This window comes from Pseudomonas kulmbachensis, assembly GCF_963681935.1.
GTDB classification, from domain to species: Bacteria; Pseudomonadota; Gammaproteobacteria; order Pseudomonadales; family Pseudomonadaceae; genus Aquipseudomonas; species Aquipseudomonas kulmbachensis.
In genome coordinates this window covers 1,155,062-1,179,825 of the sequence record NZ_OY817088.1, presented here as the reverse complement: position 1 = coordinate 1,179,825, position 24,764 = coordinate 1,155,062, and the positions used below count along the sequence as shown (strand labels likewise).

The 24,764-nt window shown below is 55.0% G+C and carries 28 protein-coding genes; 18 read left to right on the top strand and 10 right to left on the bottom strand.

Features of this window, described 5'->3' with window-relative positions:
- Nucleotides 1–33 precede the first annotated feature (33 nt).
- The gene (locus U5A05_RS05535) at nucleotides 34–498 is read left to right on the top strand and encodes a CopD family protein (protein WP_321835910.1); all 465 of its coding nucleotides are present in this window, start codon (nucleotides 34–36) and stop codon (nucleotides 496–498) included.
- 180 nt (nucleotides 499–678) lie between these two features.
- On the opposite strand, the gene U5A05_RS05530 is transcribed toward U5A05_RS05535, so the two are convergent.
- The 3 genes from U5A05_RS05530 to U5A05_RS05520 all read right to left on the bottom strand — a co-directional run bounded on the left by U5A05_RS05530 (nucleotide 679) and on the right by U5A05_RS05520 (nucleotide 2,537).
- Nucleotides 679–1,437 carry a collagen-like protein gene (locus U5A05_RS05530; RefSeq protein WP_261741151.1) on the bottom strand — a complete coding sequence of 253 codons (759 nt, stop codon included), beginning with the start codon at nucleotides 1,435–1,437 and terminating at the stop codon, nucleotides 679–681.
- Nucleotides 1,430–1,708 (bottom strand): DUF1145 domain-containing protein, encoded by a 279-nt coding sequence (locus U5A05_RS05525; protein WP_261741150.1) that lies wholly within the window; start codon nucleotides 1,706–1,708, stop codon nucleotides 1,430–1,432. The genes U5A05_RS05530 and U5A05_RS05525 overlap by 8 nt, the downstream gene beginning before the upstream one ends.
- Nucleotides 1,709–1,847: 139 nt before the next feature.
- On the bottom strand, nucleotides 1,848–2,537 hold the full coding sequence (locus U5A05_RS05520; protein ID WP_321835909.1) for a PA1041 family peptidoglycan-binding anchor lipoprotein: 690 nt from the start codon (nucleotides 2,535–2,537) through the stop codon (nucleotides 1,848–1,850).
- A gap of 148 nt (nucleotides 2,538–2,685) precedes the next feature.
- Between U5A05_RS05520 and U5A05_RS05515 the strand changes: the two genes are divergently transcribed.
- From U5A05_RS05515 to U5A05_RS05485, 7 genes are all read left to right on the top strand, one after another.
- Nucleotides 2,686–3,183 (top strand): DUF6231 family protein, encoded by a 498-nt coding sequence (locus tag U5A05_RS05515; RefSeq protein WP_261741148.1) that lies wholly within the window; start codon nucleotides 2,686–2,688, stop codon nucleotides 3,181–3,183.
- Between the two features lie 4 nt (nucleotides 3,184–3,187).
- The gene (locus U5A05_RS05510) at nucleotides 3,188–3,664 is read left to right on the top strand and encodes a YchJ family protein (RefSeq protein WP_261741147.1); all 477 of its coding nucleotides are present in this window, start codon (nucleotides 3,188–3,190) and stop codon (nucleotides 3,662–3,664) included.
- Nucleotides 3,665–3,698: 34 nt separating this feature from the next.
- Nucleotides 3,699–4,184: an LEA/WHy family protein gene (locus U5A05_RS05505; protein ID WP_321835908.1), complete on the top strand. Its 486-nt coding sequence runs from the start codon at nucleotides 3,699–3,701 to the stop codon at nucleotides 4,182–4,184.
- Between the two features lie 7 nt (nucleotides 4,185–4,191).
- Complete coding sequence (locus tag U5A05_RS05500) at nucleotides 4,192–4,401, top strand: SEC-C metal-binding domain-containing protein (RefSeq protein ID WP_019823514.1); 210 nt, start codon at nucleotides 4,192–4,194, stop codon at nucleotides 4,399–4,401.
- 173 nt (nucleotides 4,402–4,574) lie between these two features.
- On the top strand, nucleotides 4,575–5,216 hold the full coding sequence (locus tag U5A05_RS05495; RefSeq protein ID WP_261741145.1) for a glutathione S-transferase N-terminal domain-containing protein: 642 nt from the start codon (nucleotides 4,575–4,577) through the stop codon (nucleotides 5,214–5,216).
- 219 nt (nucleotides 5,217–5,435) lie between these two features.
- Nucleotides 5,436–7,898: a penicillin acylase family protein gene (locus U5A05_RS05490; RefSeq protein ID WP_321835907.1), complete on the top strand. Its 2,463-nt coding sequence runs from the start codon at nucleotides 5,436–5,438 to the stop codon at nucleotides 7,896–7,898.
- A 62-nt stretch (nucleotides 7,899–7,960) separates the two neighbouring features.
- The gene (locus tag U5A05_RS05485) at nucleotides 7,961–9,082 is read left to right on the top strand and encodes a succinylglutamate desuccinylase/aspartoacylase family protein (RefSeq protein WP_321835906.1); all 1,122 of its coding nucleotides are present in this window, start codon (nucleotides 7,961–7,963) and stop codon (nucleotides 9,080–9,082) included.
- A gap of 12 nt (nucleotides 9,083–9,094) precedes the next feature.
- On the opposite strand, the gene U5A05_RS05480 is transcribed toward U5A05_RS05485, so the two are convergent.
- The gene (locus tag U5A05_RS05480) at nucleotides 9,095–9,301 is read right to left on the bottom strand and encodes a hypothetical protein (RefSeq protein WP_261741142.1); all 207 of its coding nucleotides are present in this window, start codon (nucleotides 9,299–9,301) and stop codon (nucleotides 9,095–9,097) included.
- A gap of 93 nt (nucleotides 9,302–9,394) precedes the next feature.
- Entirely contained in the window at nucleotides 9,395–9,961 is a 567-nt protein-coding gene (gene dcd / locus U5A05_RS05475; protein WP_048359020.1) for a dCTP deaminase, read from the bottom strand.
- Between the two features lie 352 nt (nucleotides 9,962–10,313).
- Between dcd and U5A05_RS05470 the strand changes: the two genes are divergently transcribed.
- Nucleotides 10,314–10,523: a cold-shock protein gene (locus U5A05_RS05470; protein WP_002554837.1), complete on the top strand. Its 210-nt coding sequence runs from the start codon at nucleotides 10,314–10,316 to the stop codon at nucleotides 10,521–10,523.
- Nucleotides 10,524–10,695: 172 nt separating this feature from the next.
- On the opposite strand, the gene apbC is transcribed toward U5A05_RS05470, so the two are convergent.
- A complete protein-coding gene (gene apbC / locus U5A05_RS05465; protein WP_261741141.1) occupies nucleotides 10,696–11,790 on the bottom strand; it encodes an iron-sulfur cluster carrier protein ApbC in 1,095 nt (364 codons plus the stop codon).
- A gap of 181 nt (nucleotides 11,791–11,971) precedes the next feature.
- Between apbC and metG the strand changes: the two genes are divergently transcribed.
- From metG to U5A05_RS05445, 4 genes are all read left to right on the top strand, one after another.
- Nucleotides 11,972–14,023 carry a methionine--tRNA ligase gene (gene metG, locus U5A05_RS05460; RefSeq protein ID WP_261741140.1) on the top strand — a complete coding sequence of 684 codons (2,052 nt, stop codon included), beginning with the start codon at nucleotides 11,972–11,974 and terminating at the stop codon, nucleotides 14,021–14,023.
- 196 nt (nucleotides 14,024–14,219) lie between these two features.
- Entirely contained in the window at nucleotides 14,220–15,212 is a 993-nt protein-coding gene (gene rsxB / locus U5A05_RS05455; protein WP_321835905.1) for an electron transport complex subunit RsxB, read from the top strand.
- Between the two features lie 68 nt (nucleotides 15,213–15,280).
- Nucleotides 15,281–15,919: an endonuclease III gene (nth, locus tag U5A05_RS05450; protein ID WP_261741138.1), complete on the top strand. Its 639-nt coding sequence runs from the start codon at nucleotides 15,281–15,283 to the stop codon at nucleotides 15,917–15,919.
- A gap of 106 nt (nucleotides 15,920–16,025) precedes the next feature.
- Nucleotides 16,026–16,208 carry a PA3496 family putative envelope integrity protein gene (locus U5A05_RS05445; RefSeq protein WP_321835904.1) on the top strand — a complete coding sequence of 61 codons (183 nt, stop codon included), beginning with the start codon at nucleotides 16,026–16,028 and terminating at the stop codon, nucleotides 16,206–16,208.
- Between the two features lie 88 nt (nucleotides 16,209–16,296).
- Here the strand turns inward: U5A05_RS05445 and U5A05_RS05440 are convergent, their stop codons facing one another.
- Complete coding sequence (locus U5A05_RS05440) at nucleotides 16,297–16,923, bottom strand: response regulator transcription factor (protein WP_029611271.1); 627 nt, start codon at nucleotides 16,921–16,923, stop codon at nucleotides 16,297–16,299.
- Nucleotides 16,924–17,902: 979 nt separating this feature from the next.
- On the opposite strand from U5A05_RS05440, the gene U5A05_RS05435 reads away from it, so the two are divergent.
- Nucleotides 17,903–18,703 (top strand): hypothetical protein, encoded by an 801-nt coding sequence (locus tag U5A05_RS05435; RefSeq protein WP_321835903.1) that lies wholly within the window; start codon nucleotides 17,903–17,905, stop codon nucleotides 18,701–18,703.
- A gap of 58 nt (nucleotides 18,704–18,761) precedes the next feature.
- On the opposite strand, the gene U5A05_RS05430 is transcribed toward U5A05_RS05435, so the two are convergent.
- The gene (locus tag U5A05_RS05430; RefSeq protein ID WP_133075884.1) at nucleotides 18,762–19,979 is read right to left on the bottom strand and encodes an argininosuccinate synthase; all 1,218 of its coding nucleotides are present in this window, start codon (nucleotides 19,977–19,979) and stop codon (nucleotides 18,762–18,764) included.
- Nucleotides 19,980–20,106: 127 nt separating this feature from the next.
- Nucleotides 20,107–21,012: a flagellar protein MotY gene (locus U5A05_RS05425; RefSeq protein ID WP_321835902.1), complete on the bottom strand. Its 906-nt coding sequence runs from the start codon at nucleotides 21,010–21,012 to the stop codon at nucleotides 20,107–20,109.
- A gap of 155 nt (nucleotides 21,013–21,167) precedes the next feature.
- Here U5A05_RS05425 and pyrC point away from each other — a divergent pair, with 155 nt between their 5' ends.
- Both pyrC and rnt read left to right on the top strand, forming a co-directional pair.
- Complete coding sequence (gene pyrC, locus U5A05_RS05420) at nucleotides 21,168–22,214, top strand: dihydroorotase (RefSeq protein WP_261741134.1); 1,047 nt, start codon at nucleotides 21,168–21,170, stop codon at nucleotides 22,212–22,214.
- Complete coding sequence (gene rnt, locus U5A05_RS05415) at nucleotides 22,211–22,885, top strand: ribonuclease T (RefSeq protein WP_019823542.1); 675 nt, start codon at nucleotides 22,211–22,213, stop codon at nucleotides 22,883–22,885. The genes pyrC and rnt overlap by 4 nt, the downstream gene beginning before the upstream one ends.
- A gap of 77 nt (nucleotides 22,886–22,962) precedes the next feature.
- On the opposite strand, the gene U5A05_RS05410 is transcribed toward rnt, so the two are convergent.
- Nucleotides 22,963–23,565 carry a peroxiredoxin gene (locus tag U5A05_RS05410; protein ID WP_003443181.1) on the bottom strand — a complete coding sequence of 201 codons (603 nt, stop codon included), beginning with the start codon at nucleotides 23,563–23,565 and terminating at the stop codon, nucleotides 22,963–22,965.
- A gap of 280 nt (nucleotides 23,566–23,845) precedes the next feature.
- Here U5A05_RS05410 and U5A05_RS05405 point away from each other — a divergent pair, with 280 nt between their 5' ends.
- Nucleotides 23,846–24,064: a bacterioferritin-associated ferredoxin gene (locus U5A05_RS05405; RefSeq protein WP_019823547.1), complete on the top strand. Its 219-nt coding sequence runs from the start codon at nucleotides 23,846–23,848 to the stop codon at nucleotides 24,062–24,064.
- Between the two features lie 198 nt (nucleotides 24,065–24,262).
- Nucleotides 24,263–24,733: a bacterioferritin gene (gene bfr / locus U5A05_RS05400; RefSeq protein ID WP_016779692.1), complete on the top strand. Its 471-nt coding sequence runs from the start codon at nucleotides 24,263–24,265 to the stop codon at nucleotides 24,731–24,733.
- The last annotated feature ends 31 nt before the right edge of the window (nucleotides 24,734–24,764 follow it).

The window sequence follows — 24,764 nt, the reverse complement described above, 5'->3', positions numbered from 1 at the left end:
GCTAATTCATCCCGCGCCGAACGGAGTACCCCCATGACTGCCTTTGCTCTCACCTACAGCCTGCATGTATTGGCCGCCTTGATCTGGGTGGGCGGCATGTTTTTCGCCTGGATGATCCTGCGCCCAGCGGCTATCACGGCCCTTGAAGGCCCTGCGCGGTTAAAGCTGTGGGTTGAAGTGTTTCAACGTTTTTTTGTCTGGGTATGGATCGCGGTGGTGATTTTGCCGATAAGCGGTGTGGGCCTGTTGCAGATGCGCTTTAACGGTTTTGAAACGGCCCCGCGCTATGTGCAAATCATGATGGGGTTGTACATCGTGATGGTGGCCTTGTTTATCCGCATTCAGTCACTGCAACTGCCTGAATTGCGCAAAGCCGTCGAAGCTCAGGCGTGGGCTGAAGGAGCTGCGGTGATGGGCCGGATTCGGCGCCTGGTGGGGTGCAACCTGATTGTGGGGCTGGTGTTGGTGACGATTGCCGCGGCACGGCCGGGGTTTTAAGAATAACAACTTGTAGCAGCTGCCGAAGGAACGAGGCTGCGTCCGGCTGCGAAGCAGTCGCAAAATCAGAAATTGCGCTATATCAGTTAAACCCGACTCTCAGGGTTTACGACCGCTTCGCGCTCGAACGCAGCCTCGTTCCTTCGGCAGCTGCTACACATTTTTTGCGTACGGCACGGGTTACAACCGCTGAATAGTCACCGCGCCGGCTGTACCGACGTCACCCGGTTGCCCGACCAGGCCTGCGCGACCCGATTTACCGCCATCGGTGCTGTAGACAATACAGCCTTTGGATTTTCCGCCTGCGCCCGGGCGCCCTGCCTCACCGGGTTTACCGCCCGCACCACCGTCTACCCGCACGCTAACCTGCTCGGCCGGGTAGTCGCGAGGCAGTTCGACTCGTACCTGTCCCCCAGCCGCACCCGGATGACCATTGCCACCGTTGTCGCCATCGGCTCCGGAACCCGCCGAACCCCAAGTGCAACCCGGCTCATCACCGTTACCACCATCAAGTCCGACAAAACCCGGCGCGCCCGTACCGCCACGGGCATCGATGGACAGTTGCGGTGCTTGCAGCGACTCAATGCGCAAGCTCAGATCACGCGCTGGCCGAGCAGGTTTTTCGAAGGTCCCGGGAGCGCCACGGGCATTGATTTGGCTGCCTTCGCCCAATTGCGCGTGAGCCACGCGCAACTCGATTGCGCGCTCGGACGGCACCAGGGTGATACGTGCTTCACGGCCCAACTGCAGCTGGTCGATATTGACCTGGGTAACTCCGGCCGGAATCAGCAACGTGCCGTAGTCAGCTACATCCAGTTTTTCCAGGTGCAACACACTGGCATTAGCGGGCAGGCGCATCAGCGAGTTGGCTGCAACCAGTACTACATCAGCGTGGGCAAAAGGGCTGCACAAGGCGGCCAACAAACACAACTTACGCATGGCTGGCGTCTCGTTCGCAGGAGGTTGGAAGGATATGAGCATGGAAAAAACCAAACACAAGCATCAGCAGGCGATCACGCCAGGGATGCGGGCGACCCTGCAGGCGGCTTTTGAACAGCAGTACCTCAAGCACATGAACCAGCAGCAACAGGCTACCGACGAGGTTAATCAATAAATCGAACGGGTTGATCAAGGGCTTGAACAGATTGATCAGTACCAGCCCCCAAAACATCAGCGTCAATGCCTTCCCCAGCCCCCAAAGCACCTTCATATATCCGCCTTCGCATTTTTCTTTGGACGCACATTAACGGCTTGCAGGAGCACGACGCCAGATACCTTTACAAAAAGATTCGCCGCGGGTTTGACCTTACCGATCAAGCTTGCGGCGAACCTTGTCACCCAGTGCCTTTTTAACGAATGATCTGAATCTCGGTCCGTCTATTTTGGGCACGACCCTCCGGGGTGTGGTTGCTGGCAATCGGGTTCGACTCGCCCGCACCGGCCACGGAGACAAACTGGCTGCGCGGGATGCCACTGTCGATCAAGTACTCGACCACCGAGTGGGCGCGCTCTTTGGACAGTTTCAGGTTATAGCTGTCGCTACCGACGCTGTCGGTATAACCCGTGACTTTAAGCTGAGCATTGGCAGCGTCTTTTTTCAGACGTGCGGCAATGACATTCAGTTTGTCCTTGTCGGCAGCGGTCAGTTTGGCGGAGTTAAATTCGAAATGAACGTCACGCACCACGATGGTTTCCTCCTTAACCACCACGGTTTCAACCACAACCACTGCCACTATCGGGCAGCCCGCGGCATCGACTGTCACCCCTTTAGGCGTGTCAGGGCACTTGTCGCGGCTGTCAGGGACGCCATCACCGTCCGCATCGCCGTCGCCGTGTACCCAGCAATACGCTGCGGCCATACCCGCACCAAACACGGCGCCACCCCCGGCCCAGGCGGAGCTTTTTATTGCGCCCAACGCCGCTCCTCCTACACCACCGACTGCGGCACAGGTAGGCCAGTCGGTTTTTTGTAAACCGGCACAGCCCGTCAACACACTGGTGAGAACAATCAAAGGTACTGCTGTCCTGATGATGCTCATATTAGGGTCTCTCCTGAGGGGTCGGCGTTTGGCCGATGCTCCGAAAGTAAAGACCCGGGTTGAAGGAAGCGCCAGCATCGTGACAGTACGGGTCTAGGCCGCGAGGCCCGCACAGGCTAGTCTTGGGCACTCTGATTGAGGATTTTCAATGACGCTCGATATTTCCACGCGTACGCCCCAACAAGCGCTGGCAGCACTGCTTGATCGCTATGCGCCACAACGCCTGCTGGTCGTCGGCGCCAGCAACTTCCCGGCACTGGCCGCCTTTCAGGCCGCGCACCCCGAGGCACTGGTCGCCCAAGCAGCCCCCGGCGCCTTGCCACAGGACCTGGCGGCACAACGCTTTGACCTGGCACTGGTGATCGATTGCCTGGAACACCTGCCAAAGCGCACAGGGCTGGAACTGCTGGGCGGAATTCGCAACCTGAATGCCAGTCGCATCGCCGTACTAGCAGACCTGGCAGCCTGCGATTGGAAAGAAACCGACTTCTTCTCTCTTGCCCTACAAAGCAATGAGCGTTTTCAGCGTGACGAACAAGTACTGACCCTATTTACTTACGACCTACGCGAGTACAAACAAGTACCAGACTGGCTCAATGCCAGGTTTTGGGCCAACCCGGAAAACTTCGGCAAGTATTGGTGGTAACCCGATGAGTACATCCATTTGCCCCTGTGGCAGCGGCAATTTGCTGGACGCCTGCTGTGGGCATTATCACGACGGGCACCCGGCCCCAAGCGCAGAAACGCTGATGCGCTCGCGTTACAGCGCCTATGTGTTGGGGCTGATTGATTATCTGGTCAGCACCACATTGCCTGTGCAGCAAGCCGGGCTGGATCTCCAGGCTATTGCCGACTGGAGCGCGCAGAGCACCTGGCTGGGGTTGACCGTTGAAAACAGCGAAGTGTTCGGCGGTCAGCCTGAGCATGGGTTTGTGACCTTCACTGCGCGCTGGCACGACGCCAACGGTGAACACAGCCATCGCGAGCGCTCGTCATTTGTACAAAGTTCAGGGCGCTGGTTCTTCATCGACCCCACCGTACCGCTCAAGGTCGGGCGCAACGATGCCTGCCCATGCTCCAGTGGCCTAAAATTCAAAAAATGCTGTGCCGGCTTTTTCGGTCAATAGACTGATCAGGGGCACGTTCTCTCAGGAGTAAGGAATGGAATCTCGGGCTCGAATAACAAAAACAATTGCCCTGGCGATGATCCTGATGCTGCCGGGATGCAGCTCCTGGTTCGATTCAGGCAACAAAGACCCTGACGTGCACCTGGTGAAGGTTGAACTGGTTCAGGCCAAGCTGCTGGAGCAACGCTTCAAGCTGCATTTGCGGGTAGACAACCCGAATGACTCGACCCTCACGGTGCGCAGCTTGAGCTACACCGTGTACCTGGGCACGATAAAACTGACTGAAGGCGAGCATGAAAAGTGGTTCAGCGTGGAGCCCAACAGCCACGCAGATCTCGTGATCCCTGTGCGTACCAATCTTTGGCCACAGGTGCGCCCGCTGGTCAAATTGCTGGAATCACCTGACCGGCCCATCCCCTATCGATTCGAGGGCACGCTGGAAACCGGCCTGTTCTACGGTTACGACGTGCACCTGACGCGTAAAGGCGAGATAATCCCCGGCGATTTTATTCCAGAGTGATTGAGCAATGACCCAACAACCCCACGTTCATGGCCCCGACTGCAACCACGATCATGATCATGGTCACACCCATGACCACGACAACGGTCATGTACATGGCCCGCATTGCGGCCATGCACCTCAAGAGCCTGTGCGCAACGAGCTGAAAGACGTTGGCCGCAACGATCCATGCCCATGCGGCAGCAGCAAAAAATTCAAGAAGTGCCACGGCGCCTGATCCTTCCGGAAGCCCTGCACACGCCGCACCTGCCTTGAGCACGTGCGGCGTTTGTGTTTTTGCTTTATGAAAAATCCGCTTCAGAAGCCAGCACTTGCTTTCATCCGACGCGCTTTTGGGAGTAAAACTGACAGCCCATGTAGCTGCGCGAAAATCCCCTTCTGGAGCCCTTCATGATCGATCTTTATTACTGGACCACGCCCAACGGCCACAAAGTCTCATTGTTTCTTGAAGAAGCTGGCCTGCCCTACAAGGTTCACCCGATCAATATCGGCAAAAACGAACAGTTTGCTGCGGATTTTCTCAAGATTGCCCCGAACAATCGTATTCCGGCCATTGTCGATCAGGCACCGGCAGATGGCGGCGAACCGCTGTCGCTGTTTGAATCCGGCGCCATCCTGTTATACCTCGCGGAAAAAACCGGGCAGTTTTTGCCCCAGGATCTGCGCGGTCGGCAAATGGCACTGCAGTGGTTGTTCTGGCAGATGGGCGGCCTGGGGCCAATGGCCGGGCAAAATCATCACTTCAATCGCTTCGCGCCTGAAAAAATCCCTTATGCGATCAAACGCTACACCGATGAAACCGCCCGCCTGTATCGCGTTTTGAACAAACAGCTGGAAGGCCGGGAATTTGTCGCTGGAGCCGAGTACAGCATCGCCGATATGGCGATTTACCCGTGGATCGTGCCCCATGAATTCCAGGGCCAGAACCTGGATGACTTCCCGGCATTGAAGGTGTGGTTCCACCGCGTCAAGGCGCGCCCAGCAACAGAACGTGCCTACGCGCTGGTAGATAAAATCAACCCGCCCAAGTAACCAAATCAGGCTGTGTGTAGCCGCTGCCGCAGGCTGCGATGGGCCGCGGAGCGGCTCTGTGATGTGAAGGCCCTTAGGACCTTATCGCAGCATTGGGCAGCGGCTACAGTTTTCGCGCACGGCAAGGCACTTCAACACCCCAAGATAGCGCTTGCACGGTGTCATCGGCCTCACTAACGTAGCGGCTTTCGATGACACCACCCCCGCAGGAGCTTTGCCATGGCCTCGCCAGCCCTTACTCATTTTCTACCCCGGTTCGGCGTTGCCGCGGCAGTGGCCAGCCTGTTGGGCTTGACCGGTTGCCAGATAAACACTCATTCCGTTGAAAGCCTGGTGCCAACCTCTGGCATGCAACCGCTCAAAGGGCTGGCGCAAAATGTCTCGGTGCGCCGCAACAGCCAGGGTATGCCGCTGATCGAAAGCAGCAGTTTTCATGACGCCCTGTTCACCTTGGGTTACGTACACGCCGGCGACCGTATCAGCCAGATGGTGCGCTTGCGCTTGCTGGCACAAGGCAGGCTGGCCGAGTTGAACGGTGCCGATGCATTGGAAAGCGACCGGTTGATGCGCAGCATCAATCTGAAAAAGAACGCTGACGAACTGTATAAAAGTTCGTCCCCGCGCCTTAAAAAGTTTTTCGAGGTCTACGCCCGTGGGGTCAACGCCTACCTGTTCCGCTACCGCGACAAGCTCCCGGCTGATCTCGCGCAAGCCAGCTATACAGTCGAATACTGGAAACCTGAAGACTCGGCGCTGATTTTCAGCCTGCTGAACTTCGGGATGTCGGTCAATCTGCAAGAAGAACTCAACTCGCTGGTACTGGCACAAAAAGCCGGTACTGAAAAACTGGCGTGGCTGACACCGACCTATCCCAACGAAGCCCTGCCCACCGGCGAAGCCGACAAGCTCAAAGGCCTGGCCCTGGGTAGCCAGCTGCAAGGTTTGAATGCAGTGGCCCAAGCCCTTGAACAGGTGACACAACTGAGCCTGCCCGGGGTCACAGCATCGAGTGACTGGGCAATTGGCCCGCAGCGCAGCCGCAGTGGCAAAAGCCTGCTGGCCAACGATATCCACCAGCCCATCGGCGTACCTTCGGCATGGACTTACGTACAAATTCGCGCGCCTAAATACCAGGCTGCGGGGGCAACCATCGCAGGCTTGCCGACCCTGTTTGCCGGTTTCAACGGCAAGGTGGCATGGGGCATGAGCATGGCCATGGGCGACAACCAGGACGTGTTCCTGGAAAAACTCAAACGCCAAGGCAACAGTCTGTACTACTTGGCTGACGGAAAATGGCTACCGGCAACGGTGCGCAACGAAACCTTCTTCGTCAAAGGCCAGCGCCCGATTCGCGAGGCCATTTACGAAACCCGCCACGGGCCGCTGCTCAATAGCGCCGTAGGCAGCCCCAATGCGCTGAACAGCAGCCTTGGCATTGCCCTGCAAACACCGGACTTGAAGGGCGACAAGTCGCTTGATGCATTTTTCGACCTGTCCCGCGCCCAGGACAGCGAAAAAGCCTCGGACGCCAGTCGCGAAATCCGCGCTGTAGCGCTGAATTTAATGTACGCCGACGCCAATCACATTGGCTGGCAAGTGACCGGGCTCTACCCCAATCGCCGCGAAGGCCTTGGCCTGTTCCCGTCCCCGGGCTGGGACAGCCGCTACGACTGGGAGGGTTACGCCGACCCGATGCTGCACCCCTACGATCAGGACCCGGCCCAAGGCTGGCTGGGCACGGCCAACCAGCGCACGGCCGCCTATGGCTACGGCATGCAACTGTCCAACTCGTGGCTAGCGCCTGAACGCGGCGAGCGCCTTGCGCAGTTGGCAGGCAGCGGCAAGCAGGATGCACGCAGCATGATCGCGATGCAGTACGACCAAACCACCCTGTTTGCGGCCAAGCTGAAAACCATGCTGGCCGCACCCGGCATGGCGCAACCACTCAAACAGGCGATCGCGGCAATGCCCGCAGCCGAGCAGGCGAAAGCCCGCGAAGCTCTTGGCCGATTGATCGCTTTCGACGGAAAACTCAGCCCTACCTCGGCCGATGCAGCTTTGTACGAACTGTTTTTGCAGGAAAGTACCCGGCAAATCTTCCTTGATGAACTGGGCCCCGAGAGCAGCGCCAGCTGGAAGGCATTTGTCGCCAACAGCAATCTGTCGTACTCGGCTCTGGCAGACCACTTGCTCGGCCGCGAGGACAGCCCCTTCTGGGACGACATCCGCACCCCGCAAAAAGAAGACAAACCAGCCATTCTGGCCCGCAGCCTGGCTGGCGCCATCAGCACCGGCGACACGTTGCTGGGCAGCGACCACAGGGCGTGGCAGTGGGGCAAGTTACATCGCTACGTGTGGAGTAATGCCAATGGCCAGACGGTTTACGGCCCGGTCATGGCAGGCGGCGATCACACCACGCTGAACACCGCGGCTTACAACATCGCGGGCTCAAGCTTCGACGCTACGCTGATTCCGGCAATGCGCATGATCGTCGACTTCGGGCAAATCGAACCGATGATGGGGCAAAACAGCACCGGGCAATCCAGCAACCCGGCCAGCCCGCACTACACCGACGGCATAGACCCGTGGCTCAAAGGGCAGTACATCAGCTTCCCGATGCAGCCGCAGAACTTCGACAAAGCCTACGGCAAGACCCGCCTGACCCTGGTGCCCGGAAAGTAACTGACCTTTACTGCACAAATGGCTGGCAAGCGCTGTCCCACCCGGCTCACAAGGACGTCACCATGCAGCGACATCAAATTCACCCCTTGCTGGCGCCTGTGCCGGGTACTGAACGGCATATTCACAGCTTTCACTACGGACCTTCCCTGCCGCAGGGCAAGGTCTATATTCAGGCCTCGCTGCATGCTGATGAGCTGCCGGGCATGCTGGTGGCCTGGCACATCAAGCAGCGCCTGGCCGAACTGGAAGCGGCGGGGCGACTACGGAGTGAAATAGTGCTGGTACCGGTGGCCAATCCGGCGGGCCTGGACCAGGTGCTGATGGATATCCCGCTGGGCCGTTATGAGCTGCAAAGCGGGCAAAATTTCAATCGAAACTTCCTGGATCTCAGTGAGCAAATCGGTGATGAGCTTGAAGGAAAGTTAAACAACGATCCCGCGCACAATCTGCAGTTGATTCGTCGCCACTTACGCGAGGTGTTGGCCGCGCAAGTGCCAACAACACAGCTGCATTCGCAACGCCTGATATTGCAAACGCTGGCCTGCGACGCTGATGTGGTGCTCGATCTGCATTGCGACTATGAGGCTGTGGCTCATCTGTACACCACCCCCGAGGCCTGGCAGCAGGTCGAACCGCTGGCGCGCTACCTCGGAGCCCAAGCCAGCCTGCTGGCGACGGACTCCGGCGGTCTGTCGTTCGATGAGTGTTTCACCCTGCTGTGGTGGAAATTACAACAACGTTTCGAGCATTGTTTCGCCATTCCGCAAGGTGGTTTTTCCGTCACGTTGGAATTGCGTGGTCTGGCCGACGTCAGCCACAAGCATGCCGAGCACGACTGTCAGGCGCTGATTGACTACCTGATCGATTTTGGCGCGATTGACGGTGAGTCCAGCCCTTTGCCTGCCCTGCTCTACCCCGCGACGCCCCTGGCTGGCGTAGAGCCAGTAGCGACCCCTGTTGGCGGGTTACTGGTGTTCAGTGCCAAACCTGGGGACTACCTCAACGCTGGCCAACTGATTGCAGAGGTCATTGACCCGATCAGCGACCGACTCACCCCGGTGTACTGCACCAACGCTGGATTGCTCTACGCCCGCACGCTTCAGCGAATGGCCACCGCAGGCATGGTGATTGCCCACGTGGCGGGCCAAGAAGCTTATCGCAGTGGTTATCTACTCTCTCCTTGAGGCAATACAGGTTCAGGCAATCGGGGCAGGTGGTGGCTCGTCAGGCAGTGTGGGCACGCCTGGCTCCGGTTCGATCGGTTGCGGGGTATCAGGGTCAGGCTGGCCGGGGATGCCACCTGCATGTAACTCGGGAAAGGCGAGCAGAGACCACGCCAGTAACCCTACCTGATTAGGCTCAAGGCTTGCCATTTGGGCGCGGATACTCGGATCAATCTTCATGAGGCACTCCTGAGCGATGATCCGGCTCGCTGGATGCGTAACCGGAAATACACTCAATAGAGTGCTTTATCGCTCAAGAATTCCTTCTGTTCGTCAGGTGCGTGGCAAAGTCACGCCGCGCTGGCCCTGATACTTGCCGCCACGGTCCTTGTACGACACTTCACATTCTTCATCCGATTCGAAGAACAGCATCTGCGCCACGCCTTCGTTGGCGTAAATCTTGGCTGGCAATGTCGTGGTGTTGGAGAACTCCAGCGTTACATGGCCTTCCCACTCGGGCTCAAGCGGCGTCACGTTAACGATGATGCCGCAACGTGCGTAGGTGCTTTTACCCAGGCAGATGGTCAGCACGTTACGTGGAATACGGAAGTACTCAACGGTGCGCGCCAGCGCGAAGGAGTTGGGCGGAATGATGCACACGTCGCTGATGACATCAACAAAGCTGCCCGCGTCGAAGTTCTTCGGATCAACGGTCGCCGAATTGATATTGGTGAACACTTTGAATTCATTTGCGCAACGAACGTCGTAGCCGTAACTCGATACGCCGTAGGAAATCAGGCGGTTTTCGCCTTCTTCACGCACCTGACGCTCGACGAAAGGTTCGATCATGCCGTGCTCTTGCGCCATGCGGCGAATCCACTTGTCCGGTTTGATGCTCATGGCGGGTGTCCTGAATAGCGAGGTAGAAAATTCTGTCGGGCATCTTACCGCCCCCTAGGGTCCGGTTCAAAAGTATGGGACAAAAATATCAAAAATAGCTGTAGATGCCGTGAATACAGGGCGCAGAGGCAACCGTCAGTCACGTTTTTAAACAATCCTTCGCAAAGACCCTTTGCACGTTCGTAAAAAAGCGTTAAGGTGGCGCCACTGTGTTGCTTGTGTCACTGAGAATCTCTACACGATATGTTGAATTTCGATCCAACCATCTCCAAGAATTTTTCCTGCTCTTTGCACTCAGTCTCGGCCAGGGCTTTTCCTGCGTCGCAGTTATCTTTGTTCAAGGAGTTACACCATGTCTAATCGCCAAACTGGTACCGTTAAGTGGTTCAACGATGAAAAAGGCTTCGGCTTCATCACTCCACAATCCGGTGACGACCTGTTTGTTCACTTCAAAGCAATCCAATCCGACGGCTTCAAAAGCCTGAAAGAAGGCCAACAGGTTTCTTTCATCGCTACCCGCGGTCAGAAAGGCATGCAAGCTGAGGAAGTTCAAGTTATCTAACTTGTTCTGATCCAGTAAAAAACCCCGCCCTTAAAAGCGGGGTTTTTTTATGCCCGCAATAACCCGCCCCCACCAATACCCGCTGTCATGGGTATGGCAATTCCAGTGGGAGCCGGGCTTGCCTGCGATAGCATCACCTCGATGCATCAGGCAAACCCGTATCAAGCAAGAATCAGTCGTCGCTGGTGGTAATGGTCGGCATGGCCTGCGAAGCAGCTTCATGCAAAACAATACGTGCGCCCACCTGACGGGCCAATTCCTGATAGATCAGTGCAATCGGGCTATCTGGGTCGGCAATCGCCGTTGGCTTACCGTTATCGGCCTGCTCGCGGATTTCCATCGACAACGGCAGCGAGGCCAGTACCTCAACGCCATATTGAGTCGCCAGCTTCTCGCCACCGCCCTCGCCAAACAGATGCTCTGCATGACCACAGTTCGAGCAAATGTGTACCGCCATATTCTCCACTACGCCCAGCACCGGAATGTTCACCTTGCGGAACATCTCGACACCCTTGCGCGCGTCCAGCAAGGCCAAATCCTGCGGAGTGGTCACAATCACCGATCCCGTTACCGGGACTTTCTGTGCCAGGGTCAACTGGATATCACCGGTACCCGGCGGCATATCAATAACCAGGTAATCAAGGTCGTTCCAGGCCGTTTGCGTCACTAGCTGCAGCAGCGCACCCGACACCATCGGACCGCGCCAGACCATCGGCGTATTGTCGTCGGTCAGAAACGCCATCGACATGACTTCAACGCCATGGGCTTCAATGGGCACAAACCACTTTTGATCGCGAATCTTCGGCCGGGTGCCTTCAGCGATGCCAAACATCACGCCCTGGCTCGGACCATAGATATCTGCATCCAGAATCCCGACCCGCGCACCTTCACGAGCCAGCGCCAGTGCCAGGTTGGCTGCAGTAGTGGATTTACCCACCCCTCCCTTGCCAGAAGCTACGGCAACGATGTTCTTCACATTGGCCAGACCCGGGATTTGCGCCTGGGCCTTGTGCGCAGCAATCACGCAATTGACTTCAACCTTGGCCGAGGTCACGCCATCCATATTCTCGATGGCCATTTGCAGAATTTGCGCCCACCCGCTTTTGAACAAGCCGGCGGCATAGCCCAACTCGAGCTGAACACTGACGCGTTCGCCCTGAATTTCAATATTGCGGATGCATCCGGCACTCACCGGATCCTGATTCAAATAAGGGTCGGTGTACTGGCGGAGGACGGCCTCCACCGCTGCGCGATTGACTGCGCTCATGGGCAACTCCCGTAAAGACTGAGTAAAACAGGCCGCTATCCTACCTGTAATAAACCGCAGGCAGCAGGCTTTTGAAATGATCAAAAACAGCACAAACGATCAGATACGCGACCACAGGGTGAAATATATTGCTCGGCGCTTTATAGTGGCCGACCACCGTCTCATCAAGTAGCCGAGCCCCATGTCCGAGCCACGCAAGATCCTCGTCACCAGCGCCCTGCCCTATGCCAATGGTTCAATTCACCTTGGCCATATGCTTGAGTACATCCAGACCGATATGTGGGTGCGCTTCCAGAAGCTGCGCGGCAATCAATGCACCTATGTCTGCGCAGACGACGCCCACGGCTCGGCCATCATGTTGCGCGCCGAGAAAGAAGGCATCACCCCCGAACAACTGATCGCCAATGTCCAGGCTGAACACAGCGCCGACTTTGCCGAGTTCCTCGTCGATTTTGATAACTTTCATTCGACCCACGCCGAAGAAAACCGTGAGCTGTCGAGTGCGATTTACATAAAGCTGCGCGAAGCTGGGCATATCGCCACCCGTTCGATCACCCAGTACTTCGACCCGGAAAAGAAAATGTTCCTGGCCGATCGCTTCATCAAGGGCACCTGCCCTAAATGCGGCACTGAAGATCAGTACGGCGACAACTGCGAAAAATGCGGTGCCACCTACGCACCTACTGACCTGAAGAACCCGAAGTCGGCAATCTCAGGCGCCACTCCGGTGCTCAAGGATTCCGAACATTTCTTCTTCAAGTTGCCCGACTTCGACGCCATGCTCAAAAGCTGGACCCGCAGCGGCGCCCTGCAAGATGCAGTAGCCAACAAGATCGCCGAATGGCTGGATGCCGGCCTGCAACAGTGGGATATCTCCCGTGATGCGCCGTACTTCGGCTTCGAGATCCCGGACGCACCAGGCAAGTACTTCTACGTCTGGCTGGATGCACCTATCGGCTACATGGCCAGCTTCAAGAACCTCTGCGCACGCCGTCCTGAACTGGACTTCGACGCGTACTGGGCCAAGGACTCCACCGCCGAGCTGTACCACTTTATCGGCAAGGACATCGTCAACTTCCACGCCCTGTTCTGGCCAGCCATGCTCGAAGGTGCAGGCTATCGCAAGCCTACCGCCATCAACGTTCACGGCTACCTGACCGTCAACGGCCAGAAAATGTCCAAATCGCGCGGCACCTTTATCAAGGCCCGCACATATCTGGATCACCTGGCACCGGAATACCTGCGCTACTACTACGCCTCCAAGCTCGGTCGCGGCGTGGATGACCTGGACCTGAACCTGGAAGACTTCGTACAGAAGGTCAACTCGGATCTGGTCGGTAAAGTGGTCAACATCGCCAGCCGTTGCGCGGGCTTTATCCACAAGGGTAACGCCGGAGTAATGGTCGAGGGCAATGCCGCTCCCGAGCTGACCGAGGCATTCCTGGCCGCCGCGCCAAGCATTGCCGAGGCCTATGAGGCCCGCGACTTTGCGCGTGCCATGCGTGAAATCATGGGGCTGGCCGACCGCGCCAACGCCTGGATCGCTGACAAGGCGCCTTGGGCAATGGCCAAGGTCGAAGGCAAGCAAGCTGAAGTTCAGGCCGTCTGCGCTTTGGGCATCAACCTGTTCCGCCAACTGGTGATCTTCCTCAAACCGGTGCTGCCAGTACTCGCAACCGACGCTGAGGCATTCCTGAATGTCGAACCCTTGACCTGGAACGATCACAACGTGTTGTTGGTCAATCATCAGCTGAACGCCTTCAAGCCACTGATGACCCGTATCGACCCGGTCAAGGTTCAAGCCATGACCGACGCCTCGAAAGAAGACCTGGCTGCCAGCCAGACCGACACCGGCAGCGCCGCACCGCAAGGTAACGGCGAGCTGGTCAAGGAACCGCTGGCTGCAGAGATCGAGTTCGACACCTTCGCCGCAGTCGACTTGCGTGTTGCGCTGATCCTCAAGGCAGAAGCTGTTGAAGGTGCCGATAAGCTGCTGCGCTTGACGCTGGATATCGGCGACGAGCAACGCAACGTGTTTTCCGGGATCAAAAGCGCTTACCCGAACCCGGCTGAACTTGAAGGCCGCCTGACCATGATGATTGCCAACCTGAAGCCACGTAAAATGCGCTTCGGCATGTCTGAAGGCATGGTGATGGCTGCTGGCCCTGGTGGTGAAGAAATTTACCTGCTGAGCCCGGACAGCGGCGCCAAGCCAGGTCAACGCATCAAATAACACCGTCCCTTTGCAACGTCTGGTGGCCGGCAGGTCGCCAGACGCTGGCCGCCCTTCCCGACATGCCGGATAATCAGCAGCATTTGCTGGACCCGACCGATCTTGCATGTGCGCTTGACCGCCACGCCTTTATTTATCTTTGCGCATGTTGAGCGTCGCCCCAGATGCGACCCGCCGTACCTGGACTGATCACACCATGAGCCTGATTCAACGAATTGACGCTTTATTACCGCAAACTCAATGCGGAAAATGCGGCCATCCAGGCTGCAAACCCTATGCGCAAGGCATCGCCCAAGGCGAAGCAATCAACAAGTGCCCGCCCGGTGGCGCTGAAACCATTGCAGCACTTGCCACCTTACTCAATATTCCCGTACTGGCACTGGATACCGAGCGCGGAACGGCGCCGCCACAAGTGGCCTATATCCGTGAAGCCGAATGCATCGGCTGCACCAAATGCATACAGGCTTGCCCGGTCGATGCCATTCTCGGCGCAGCCAAGCTCATGCACACTGTCATCGTCGATGAGTGCACCGGTTGCGACCTCTGCGTCGCCCCCTGCCCTGTCGACTGCATTGAGATGCGACCTCTACCTGCCAATGTAATCCCGATTGTCGGTGGGCTCGCTCACGAAGCAGAGCAGTACAACGCGCGCAACCACAAGCGTGACCATGCCCGGCGTCGCTACGAGCTGCGTGACGAGCGGCTGCGACGAGAAGAGCAGCATCGACTAGCTGAACGCCTCGCGCGCGCCCAACGAGCTCCGGCAGCCACTGACAGCGGCACTCGTCTTGAGAGCCAGACAGCAGAACAGCCCAACCTCAACGACGCTGCGCTTAAAAAGGCCAAAGTCACACTCGCCATGGCGCGTGCGCAATTAAACAAATCGCTCAAAGCGTTTGGCCATCCTCCAACCGCACAGCAACAATCTCAACTGGTGATCCTGCAAAAGCAGTTTGAATCAGCAGAGCAGGTTTTGGCTCAACTGGAATCTGGCCCTGAGGTTTCTATCGCTGCACCCGCGCCAAACAACGCAGAGCTCAAACGCGCAAAAATCCAACTTGCCATGCGTCGCGCCGAGCTTAAAAAAGCCATTAACCAAGAGCAGCCCAACGCTCAATTAACGCTTTTGACTGAGGCTGTCACACAGGCAGAATTGGTACTTAACGCGCTGGACCCCGCCAATATTTGAAGGGTCTTTGATCATCAGGCAAGCCAACCTTCGTTTAACGGACAGCTACTCAGGAAACGTTTTTACCCATGAATGCCGCAAAGCGCCTTGAAATATTTCGCCGGTTTCACGAAGACAACCCTGAGCCCAAAACAGAGCTGGCCTACTCATCTCCGTTTGAGCTGTTGATTGCGGTAATTTTGTCCGCTCAAGCCACTGACGTAAGCGTCAACAAGGCAATGGCCAAATTGTTTCCAGTCGCCAATACACCAGAAGCCATCTACGCTCTGGGAGTAGATGGGCTGTCGCAGTACATCAAGACCATTGGCTTGTATAACAGCAAGGCCAAAAACGTGATTGAAACCTGCCGTTTATTGATTGAACGTCATGGCAGTCAGGTTCCGCAGACGCGAGAAGAGCTTGAGGCGCTTCCTGGTGTAGGCCGCAAAACTGCAAATGTCGTTCTCAACACAGCCTTCAGACAGCTGACAATGGCTGTAGACACCCATATTTTCAGGGTCAGCAACCGAACCGCAATTGCGCCAGGCAAGAATGTGGTGGAAGTAGAAAAGAACCTGATGAAGCACGTACCCAAACCGTATCTGCTGGACGCCCATCACTGGCTCATCCTGCATGGGCGCTACGTCTGCCAGGCGCGCAAGCCTCGTTGTGGAAGCTGTCGCATAGAAGACCTGTGCGAATTCAAGGAAAAAACCTCTGATGATTGACCGATAGAGATTTTATGGACTGATCGATTGAGAAAATCTTTTTTACCCGCGCAGTGATTATCGCTATAAGGGGCGCCATTGACTGTCTTAGCCTGGAGTGAACTGAATGAGCACTGGCAAAGAAGAACTGGAAGTAGAAGAAGATTTTGCAATCGCCGATCCGGAAGAGATCGTGGAGCCTGTTGTCGAGGTGGCTAAAACCAATTTGGCTAAACGTCGTACTATTGACGCGCTTCTAGAAGAAAAACGGCTCAGAAAAGAGCTCGAAGATTATGGGTACGATCTCTAATCCCTTGCACAAAACCCTCAAAAGCCTCCTTTAGCGGAGGCTTTTATTCAGAGGCTGGTGGGGGGATCACACCCTCACCCCCCCTCCCTCATACCAGACCATTGCGCTGTGCAAGCTCGATCAAATCAACGAGTGAGCGAGCATTGAGCTTCAATAAAAGGCGCGTTTTGTAGGTACTTACCGTTTTATTACTCAGAAACATCCCATCTGCGATTTCCTTGTTACTTTTCCCCCTTGCTAACTGCTGTAGAACCATCATCTCGCGCCCTGAAAGCCGATTGACCATATCAGCCTCACTGGCATTCCCCAGACTTGATCGCACAGAGTGCAGCGCCTGATTAGGGAAGTAGCTATAGCCTGACAGCACAGCCTTGATTGCACTCAACAGTTCGGTTAAATCCTGCTGTTTGCACACATAACCTGCTGCACCGGCCTGCATGCAGCGCATGGAGAAGTGACCTGGCGCTTGTGAGGTTAGCACCAACACCTTAATAGGCACTGCAGGCGTAGACAACCGAGCTATAACTTCAAGCCCGTCAAGTTTAGGTATTCCTATATCCAAAATCACAATGTCAGGCGCGTACTCACGCGCAAGCTGTAAAGCATCCACTCCATTGTCCGTCTCTGCGATGACTTCATAGCCATGTCGTTCCATGAGCATACGCACAGCCAGACGAATTACAGGATGATCATCCACGATCAGCACTTTATTCATGGGCAATTCCAATTTATCGCTGTTCGAATTTTTAGAACCAGCACAATAGCCTAGTCATAACAACCTGGGCATAGTGTCCCCCCCAAGCATCAACAACCAAAGACACTTCCTACAGATATTGAAGAATCACCCTACAGAAATAGCCCATTAAAACTAAGCCTATATTTCACGCTAACGCAAATAGCCTCACATGCAAAAATCACTACTGCAAGACCACTTTAATATTTAAAACACAAGCCCCATGATCACTGGCGCACCTTCTCACAATTAGCAGAAAACCCTTAAAACAAACAAAAACCCAAAATAAATACTGACTCCCTACAAAACCCTCCTTGATATATAAATACCTCAGCACAACAATAACTTAATTACAGAGTATCCCCTCTGTTCGGAAATCACCACACAGGCCAATCAAAAATCAACAAAACCTCAGCCCCAAACCTCTCAACATCCAGCGAGACTTAAATCTACTATTTTTCCAGAGAAAAATATTACAATTTTGTACTTACAGAATAGGACTACAGATCAATCAGAAAACACCCCAAATTAAAACATATCAAAAAAAAAGACTCACACCAAGTCAATTCAAAAAACAAGCGACCGAACAAGAACATAAAAAATGATAAAAAAACCCACCAACAAACAACTTAAAACACCGCACCTCCAGCCACACTCGAGCCACTCATAAAAAACTTACAGCGCCCTACTCCCCAGCCTTAACCACTCCTATAGAACTCACCACAGATAACACCAAAACGCCTACACAATATTCAAGCAACCAACAAAACCAAAAGCCCCACCCATTAACATGACGAGTAACACTTACATCCCATTTGCGATTTCAAAAAAATGCGTCTAACTTCAAAGCAACCCTGCCATAAAAATCAAGATTCTTCGCCCTTCAGTCCACCGCGCAATCGCGCACTAGCTATCCTTCACTAGCCCAACACTTTTAAACTACATAACTATGGCCTTCCTCATGATTAAAAATAATTTAAAAATCAACAACCCACTCACAGTGATCGCCATTTTCTCGATGTTGACCGAGGCTTCCGCTGCCGTTTCATTGCCCTATATAGATATTGAGCATCAGAATATATACATCTGGTTCCTTGTTGTATTCCCAACGCTTCTAGTTACGCTATTTTTCCTGACCTTGAACTTCAACAACAAAACACTTTACACGCCCTCCGACTTATCCAAGGCTGACAGCCACCCCAAAACGACAACGTATACCCCTGCCGCCTATGCAGGACAAACGCTAACATTCAAGAGCACGAAAGTTCCGGCACTGGCCTGTTCACGACATCATCACCCCGGCACGAGCTTTCACTCTTTCAGCCCACCTGCTTTTACTTTTCTTCCACAAGGCCACAGAACCTACGATTCCACACCAACAGCGTCCAACTGGACAAACAACACATCTGCAAATCGACCGCTACCTAAGTACGTGCTCATAGAGAGCTCCGCATTTAAAAATATTCATTTGTTAAACCTTAGCCATCCACCCCTGCAACGACTAAACAACACATCGAACATCCTGGAGGCACTCCATACGCATTGCAAAACGCCACACAAGCACAAAAACAACACGTCTAAAAATGACCTGCTTTTTTTATTAACAAACAGGCAGTCCGACATTCCGCCAGAGACGCTAAAGCGCTCTATTGCCCTCTCTAAAAACCTACTATTTACGCCTCAATCTACCGTCATCACCTACAACACTGACACGCATATACTCAACATCGTAAACCCGCCCTCTCTTTCGATAAACTACTGAATTCCAAGCAAAAAAAAGCCCCGACCAAATGGCCGGGGCTTTTTTAATTCGGGTCGTATCAGAACAACTTACGGCCTTTGTTTGCCGCAATTCGCATGCGCAAGGCATTCAACTTGATGAAGCCGGCTGCGTCGGCCTGATTGTAGGCTCCGCCATCTTCTTCAAACGTTGCAATGTTTGCATCAAACAACGACTCGTCAGACTTGCGACCTGTCACGATCACATTGCCTTTGTACAGTTTGAGGCGAACGACACCGTTAACGTGGGCCTGAGAAGCATCAATCATTTGCTGCAGCATGATGCGCTCTGGGCTCCACCAGTACCCGGTGTAGATCAGGCTGGCGTACTTAGGCATCAACTCATCTTTGAGGTGAGCCACTTCACGATCCAGAGTAATCGACTCAATGGCACGGTGAGCACGCAACATAATGGTGCCACCCGGGGTTTCGTAGCAACCACGGGACTTCATGCCGACGTAACGGTTCTCAACGATGTCGAGACGACCGATACCATTCTCTCCGCCGATACGGTTAAGCGTTGCCAATACGGTGGCGGGTGTCATTTCAACACCGTCAAGAGCAACGATATCGCCGTTGCGGTAAGTCAGTTCCAGATAAGTCGGCGTGTTAGGCGCGTCTTCTGGCGACTTGGTCCAACGCCACATGTCTTCTTCATGCTCGGTCCAGGTATCTTCCAGCACGCCGCCCTCGTAAGAGATATGCAGCAAGTTGGCGTCCATCGAGTAAGGAGACTTCTTCTTGCCATGACGCTCGATCGGGATATTGTGCTTTTCAGCGTAATCCATCAGCTTTTCACGGGAGAGCAAATCCCATTCACGCCAAGGAGCAATAACCTTCACCCCTGGCTTCAAGGCATAGGCGCCCAGTTCAAAACGAACCTGGTCATTCCCTTTACCCGTTGCGCCGTGCGAAATGGCATCTGCACCAGTTTCGTTGGCGATTTCAATCAGGCGTTTAGCAATCAGCGGACGAGCGATTGAGGTACCCAGCAGGTACTCGCCTTCGTAAACGGTGTTGGCACGGAACATCGGGAAAACGAAGTCTCGAACAAACTCTTCACGCAGGTCATCAATGTAGATTTCCTTAACGCCCATGGCTTGCGCCTTGGCACGTGCAGGTTCGACCTCTTCGCCCTGACCCAGGTCAGCGGTAAAGGTTACGACTTCACAGTTATAAGTATCCTGCAGCCACTTCAGGATCACCGAAGTGTCCAGGCCGCCCGAATAAGCCAAAACGACCTTGTTTACGTCCGCCATGCCATCACTCCACGGGTTGTTCGAAAAGCCGAACAGTCTACCGCCCATATCCATTAATTTACAGAGGCGCGACAGCTTAAGACGACAAAGCGACAGTTTATGTCAAAGGGGCGACGAGACCGCTACCTCAGGAAATCGCTGCAGGGTTGGTAACACCCTGTGCCGGAGCAGCTTTTTCTGGCATGGGAAGTCGCTCCAGACGGACACTGACCCGGCGGTTTTTGGCACGATTGGCTCGGTTGCTATTAGGGACCAGCGGGTATTGCTCGCCATGGAAGCGAACCGTGATCTGCGACTCCTGCAGACCATGTTCCTTGAAGTAATCCATAACAGCCAGTGCCCGGCGTCGTGACAGCTCACGATTGGTCAGGCGATTACCCAAATTGTCCGAATAGCCGTCCAATGAGACGTGATTGACCGTTGGGTCTGCTCTCAAGTATTCCACCATGACTTGCAAGCTGATCCGGGCAGTGGCGTCCAGCTCGGTACCGCCACCAGGAAACCCAATCCGGCTTTGCCTGACCTGTTCGAAATTTTTGGGTAAAAGCTTTGCCGTACAGGCCTCGTAATCCCCATAAGCCTGGCGAAACCTTGCCGGCAGCAGGCGCACTTCCGAGACGCTACCCTCTCGGGAGTAGTGCCTGAGCAACGGGCTACGCCCTTCAAGCAGCCCGCGAAACAAACTTGCAGCCTGGGCTTGGGAACTGTTGAACAGTATCTGCCCACGCCCTATGCGCACCGACCCCAGGTCAATATCCCCTCTGCCCGGTTGCCACGGTGCAGCGGCGGCCAACAGTTTTGCAGAACCCTCGCCGAGCATCGAATTAGAGGCATTGAGGCGGAAAACGGCCTGTTCTCCTGCGCGACGTACAAACGCTCCTGAGCCGAAATCGGTAATGGGCTGAATCAGGCGGCATTCGAATTTGTCACCTTCCACTTTCCACTCGATATTCTCCAGCCGCGTCTGGAAAGTCAGAGCCATGGCCGGCAGGCTGGCAAACATACTGAGCAGGATGAAATAACGCTGGCGCACGGGTGGCTCCAAAGGCTTGCACTGCAAAAAAACCGAGAACCGATATACGGCTTACGCATGAGATATCGGTTAGCAATCACAAAACTTGATAGCGAGTGCCTGATAGAGTCTTTTCCGGTAGCATTCACATCAGTTTGACCCGCCTGGAATCCCCAATGTCTGACCGCCTGACCCTGCTGCGTCCCGACGACTGGCATATACATCTTCGCGATGGTGCTGTGTTGCCTCACACTGTCGCGGATGTTGCGCGCACTTTTGGCCGCGCCATCATCATGCCCAACCTGGTACCTCCGGTGCGTAACGCTGCCGAAGCCGATGCCTACCGCCAGCGCATTTTGGCTGCTCGCCCGGCCGGTAGCCGTTTCGAGCCGCTGATGGTGCTGTACCTCACCGATCGAACACAGCCGGAAGATATTCGTACGGCCAAGGCCAGTGGATTCGTCCATGCCGCCAAGCTGTATCCGGCTGGGGCAACGACCAACTCCGACTCTGGCGTGACCAGCATCGACGCGATCTTCCCGGTTCTTGAAGTCATGGCTGAAGTTGGCATGCCTTTGCTGATCCACGGTGAAGTCACGCGCGCTGGCGTGGACGTCTTTGACCGCGAAAAAATCTTCATCGACGAGCATATGCGCCGCGTTGTAGATCGCTTCCCGACGCTTAAAGTCGTGTTTGAGCACATCACCACTGCAGAAGCAGTGCAGTTCGTCAACGAGGCTTCAGCCAACGTTGGCGCAACCATTACTGCTCATCACCTGCTCTACAACCGCAATCACATGCTGGTTGGCGGTATTCGCCCGCACTTCTATTGCTTGCCGATCCTCAAGCGCAACACCCACCAGGAAGCCCTGCTGGATGCGGCCACCAGCGGCAGCGAGAAGTTCTTCCTGGGCACCGACTCGGCGCCACATGCCCAGCACGCCAAAGAAGCTGCGTGCGGTTGCGCAGGTTGCTACACCGCCTATGCGGCCATTGAGATGTACGCAGAAGCCTTTGAACAGCGTAATGCGCTGGACAAACTGGAAGCCTTTGCCAGCCTGAATGGCCCGCGCTTCTACGGATTGCCTGCCAGCACCGAACAAATCACCCTGGTTCGCCAGGAGTGGACCGCCCCTACCAGCCTGCCTTTCGGCGCGCTGACCGTAATCCCGCTGCGCGCCGGTGAAAAACTGCGCTGGCGCCTGCTGGAGGAACAGCTGTGAGTGACGACCATTATGATGACGAACACGAAGGCGGCCATGGCGGCGGATCACGCCACCCGATGGCCGAGCGTTTTCGCGGCTATCTACCGGTCGTAATCGATGTTGAAACCGGTGGTTTCAACAGCGCCACCGATGCCTTGCTGGAAATCGCCGCTGTAACGATCGGCATGGACGAAAGAGGCTTTGTGTTCCCGGAACACACCTATTTCCACCGTGTAGAGCCGTTTGAAGGCGCCAACATCGAAGCCGCTGCTCTGGAATTTACCGGGATCAAGCTCGATCATCCGCTGCGCATGGCCGTTAGTGAAGAAACAGCCCTGACCGATATCTTCCGTGGCGTACGCAAGGCTCTGAAAGCCAATGGCTGCAAACGCGCCATCCTGGTGGGCCATAACAGCAGCTTCGACCTGGGCTTCCTCAACGCCGCTGTCGCGCGTCTGGACATGAAACGCAATCCGTTTCACCCATTCTCGAGTTTTGACACCGCGACCCTCGCGGGTCTGGCCTATGGCCAAACGGTACTGGCCAAAGCCTGTCAGACCGCCGACATCGATTTTGATGGACGCGAAGCGCACTCGGCTCGTTATGACACCGAGAAAACCGCTGAACTGTTCTGTGGCATCGTCAACCGCTGGAAACAAATGGGCGGCTGGAAAGACTTCAACGACTGATCCTGTCGCTGAGGCTTACCACGCCCCATAAAAAAACCGGACACTGGGTCCGGTTTTTTTATGCCTCAAACTGACCCTTACAACTGGTCAGCATTCTCGGTCAGGTACGCTGCAACACCAGCAGTCGATGCGGTCATGCCTTTGTCGCCTTTCTTCCAGTTGGCAGGGCAAACTTCGCCGTGCTCTTCGTGGAATTGCAGAGCGTCAACCAGACGCAGCAGCTCGTCCATGTTACGACCCAGTGGCAGGTCGTTAACGATCTGGGAGCGTACAACGCCCTTGTCGTCGATCAGGAACGCGCCGCGCAGTGCAACGCCGCCTTCGGTTTCAACGTCATAGGCCTTGCAGATAGCGTGATTGATGTCGGCAGCCATGGTGTATTTCACCTGGCCGATGCCGCCATTGTTCACTGGAGTGTTGCGCCATGCGTTGTGAGTGAAATGGGAGTCGATGGACACAGCAACCACTTCAACGTTACGCGCCTGGAACTCAGGAATGCGGTGATCCAGAGCAATCAGCTCGGACGGGCAAACGAAAGTGAAGTCCAGCGGGTAGAAGAACACCAGGCCATATTTGCCTTTGATGGCAGTGGACAGCGAGAAGCTGTCAACGATTTCGCCATTGCCAAGTACGGCGGCGACGGTGAAGTCAGGGGCTTGTTTGCCTACGAGTACGCTCATTGGATATCTCCTGGTGTGCTGCGTGAAGAACAGAATCTGGTCATGACGGCCCTGTAACAGCAGTCTTTTGACCCGTTCCTGCGTAAAAATGACCGTCCATCATACACCGCCGCGTCTGGACGGGCCTCAACCCTTTTTCAACATCGAGCAGCAGCCCCTTCAAGACCGTTCGTCAGCACGACGCTGGCGGGCATCAATTGAGGCCCAAGGGACTTTGACAATCATTCTCGTTAACATTAAGATCCTGTCATTGAATCCCAACCAGTGATGGTTCTTATTTATGTACGTTTGCCTTTGCACTGGCGTGACCGATGGAAAAATTCGCGACGCAATCTACGACGGTTGCTGCAGCTATCGTGAAGTGCGCGAAGCAACAGGTGTCGCAAGCCAATGCGGTAAATGTGCCTGCCTGGCCAAGCAAGTGGTTCGAGAAACCCTGGCTTCGCTGCAAACCAGCCAGGCCGTAATGAGTTTCCCGGCAGAATTTTCAGCCGCTTAATTAATAGATTCCAAAGAACCGGACTTAGCGTTCGGTTTTTTTATGCCCGAAATTCAAGTGGTTAGCCTCAAGACGCGGAACACAAACATTCTTATTCCGATTAATTTTCATTTATTATTCAAATACTTAGGTTTGACAGTCAGCAACCTGCGGATCAAACTCTGCCTTATATACAGTTAAATAAGGCAGGCCCCAGCCATGAAAGGCGACATTTCAGTTATTCAGCACCTCAATAAAATTCTCGGCAACGAACTGGTCGCAATCAATCAATACTTCCTGCATGCACGCATGTATCAGGATTGGGGCCTGGAGAAGTTGGGTGCGCACGAGTACCACGAATCCATCGACGAGATGAAACATGCGGACAAGCTGATCAAGCGCATTCTGTTCCTTGAAGGCCTGCCAAACGTTCAGGACCTGGGCAAGCTGCACATCGGCGAGCACACCAAGGAAATGCTGGAGTGCGACCTGCGCATTGAGAAGACCGGCCACGCCGACCTCAAAGCAGCTATCGCCCATTGCGAAGTTGTCGGTGACTTTGGCAGCCGCGAAATGCTCGAAGATATTCTCGAGTCTGAAGAAGAACATATCGACTGGCTGGAAACTCAGTTGGGCCTGATCGATAAAGTTGGCATTGAGAATTACCTGCAATCGCAAATGGGTGAGTAACTAACACCCACTAAAAAGCCCCGCCCTGTTT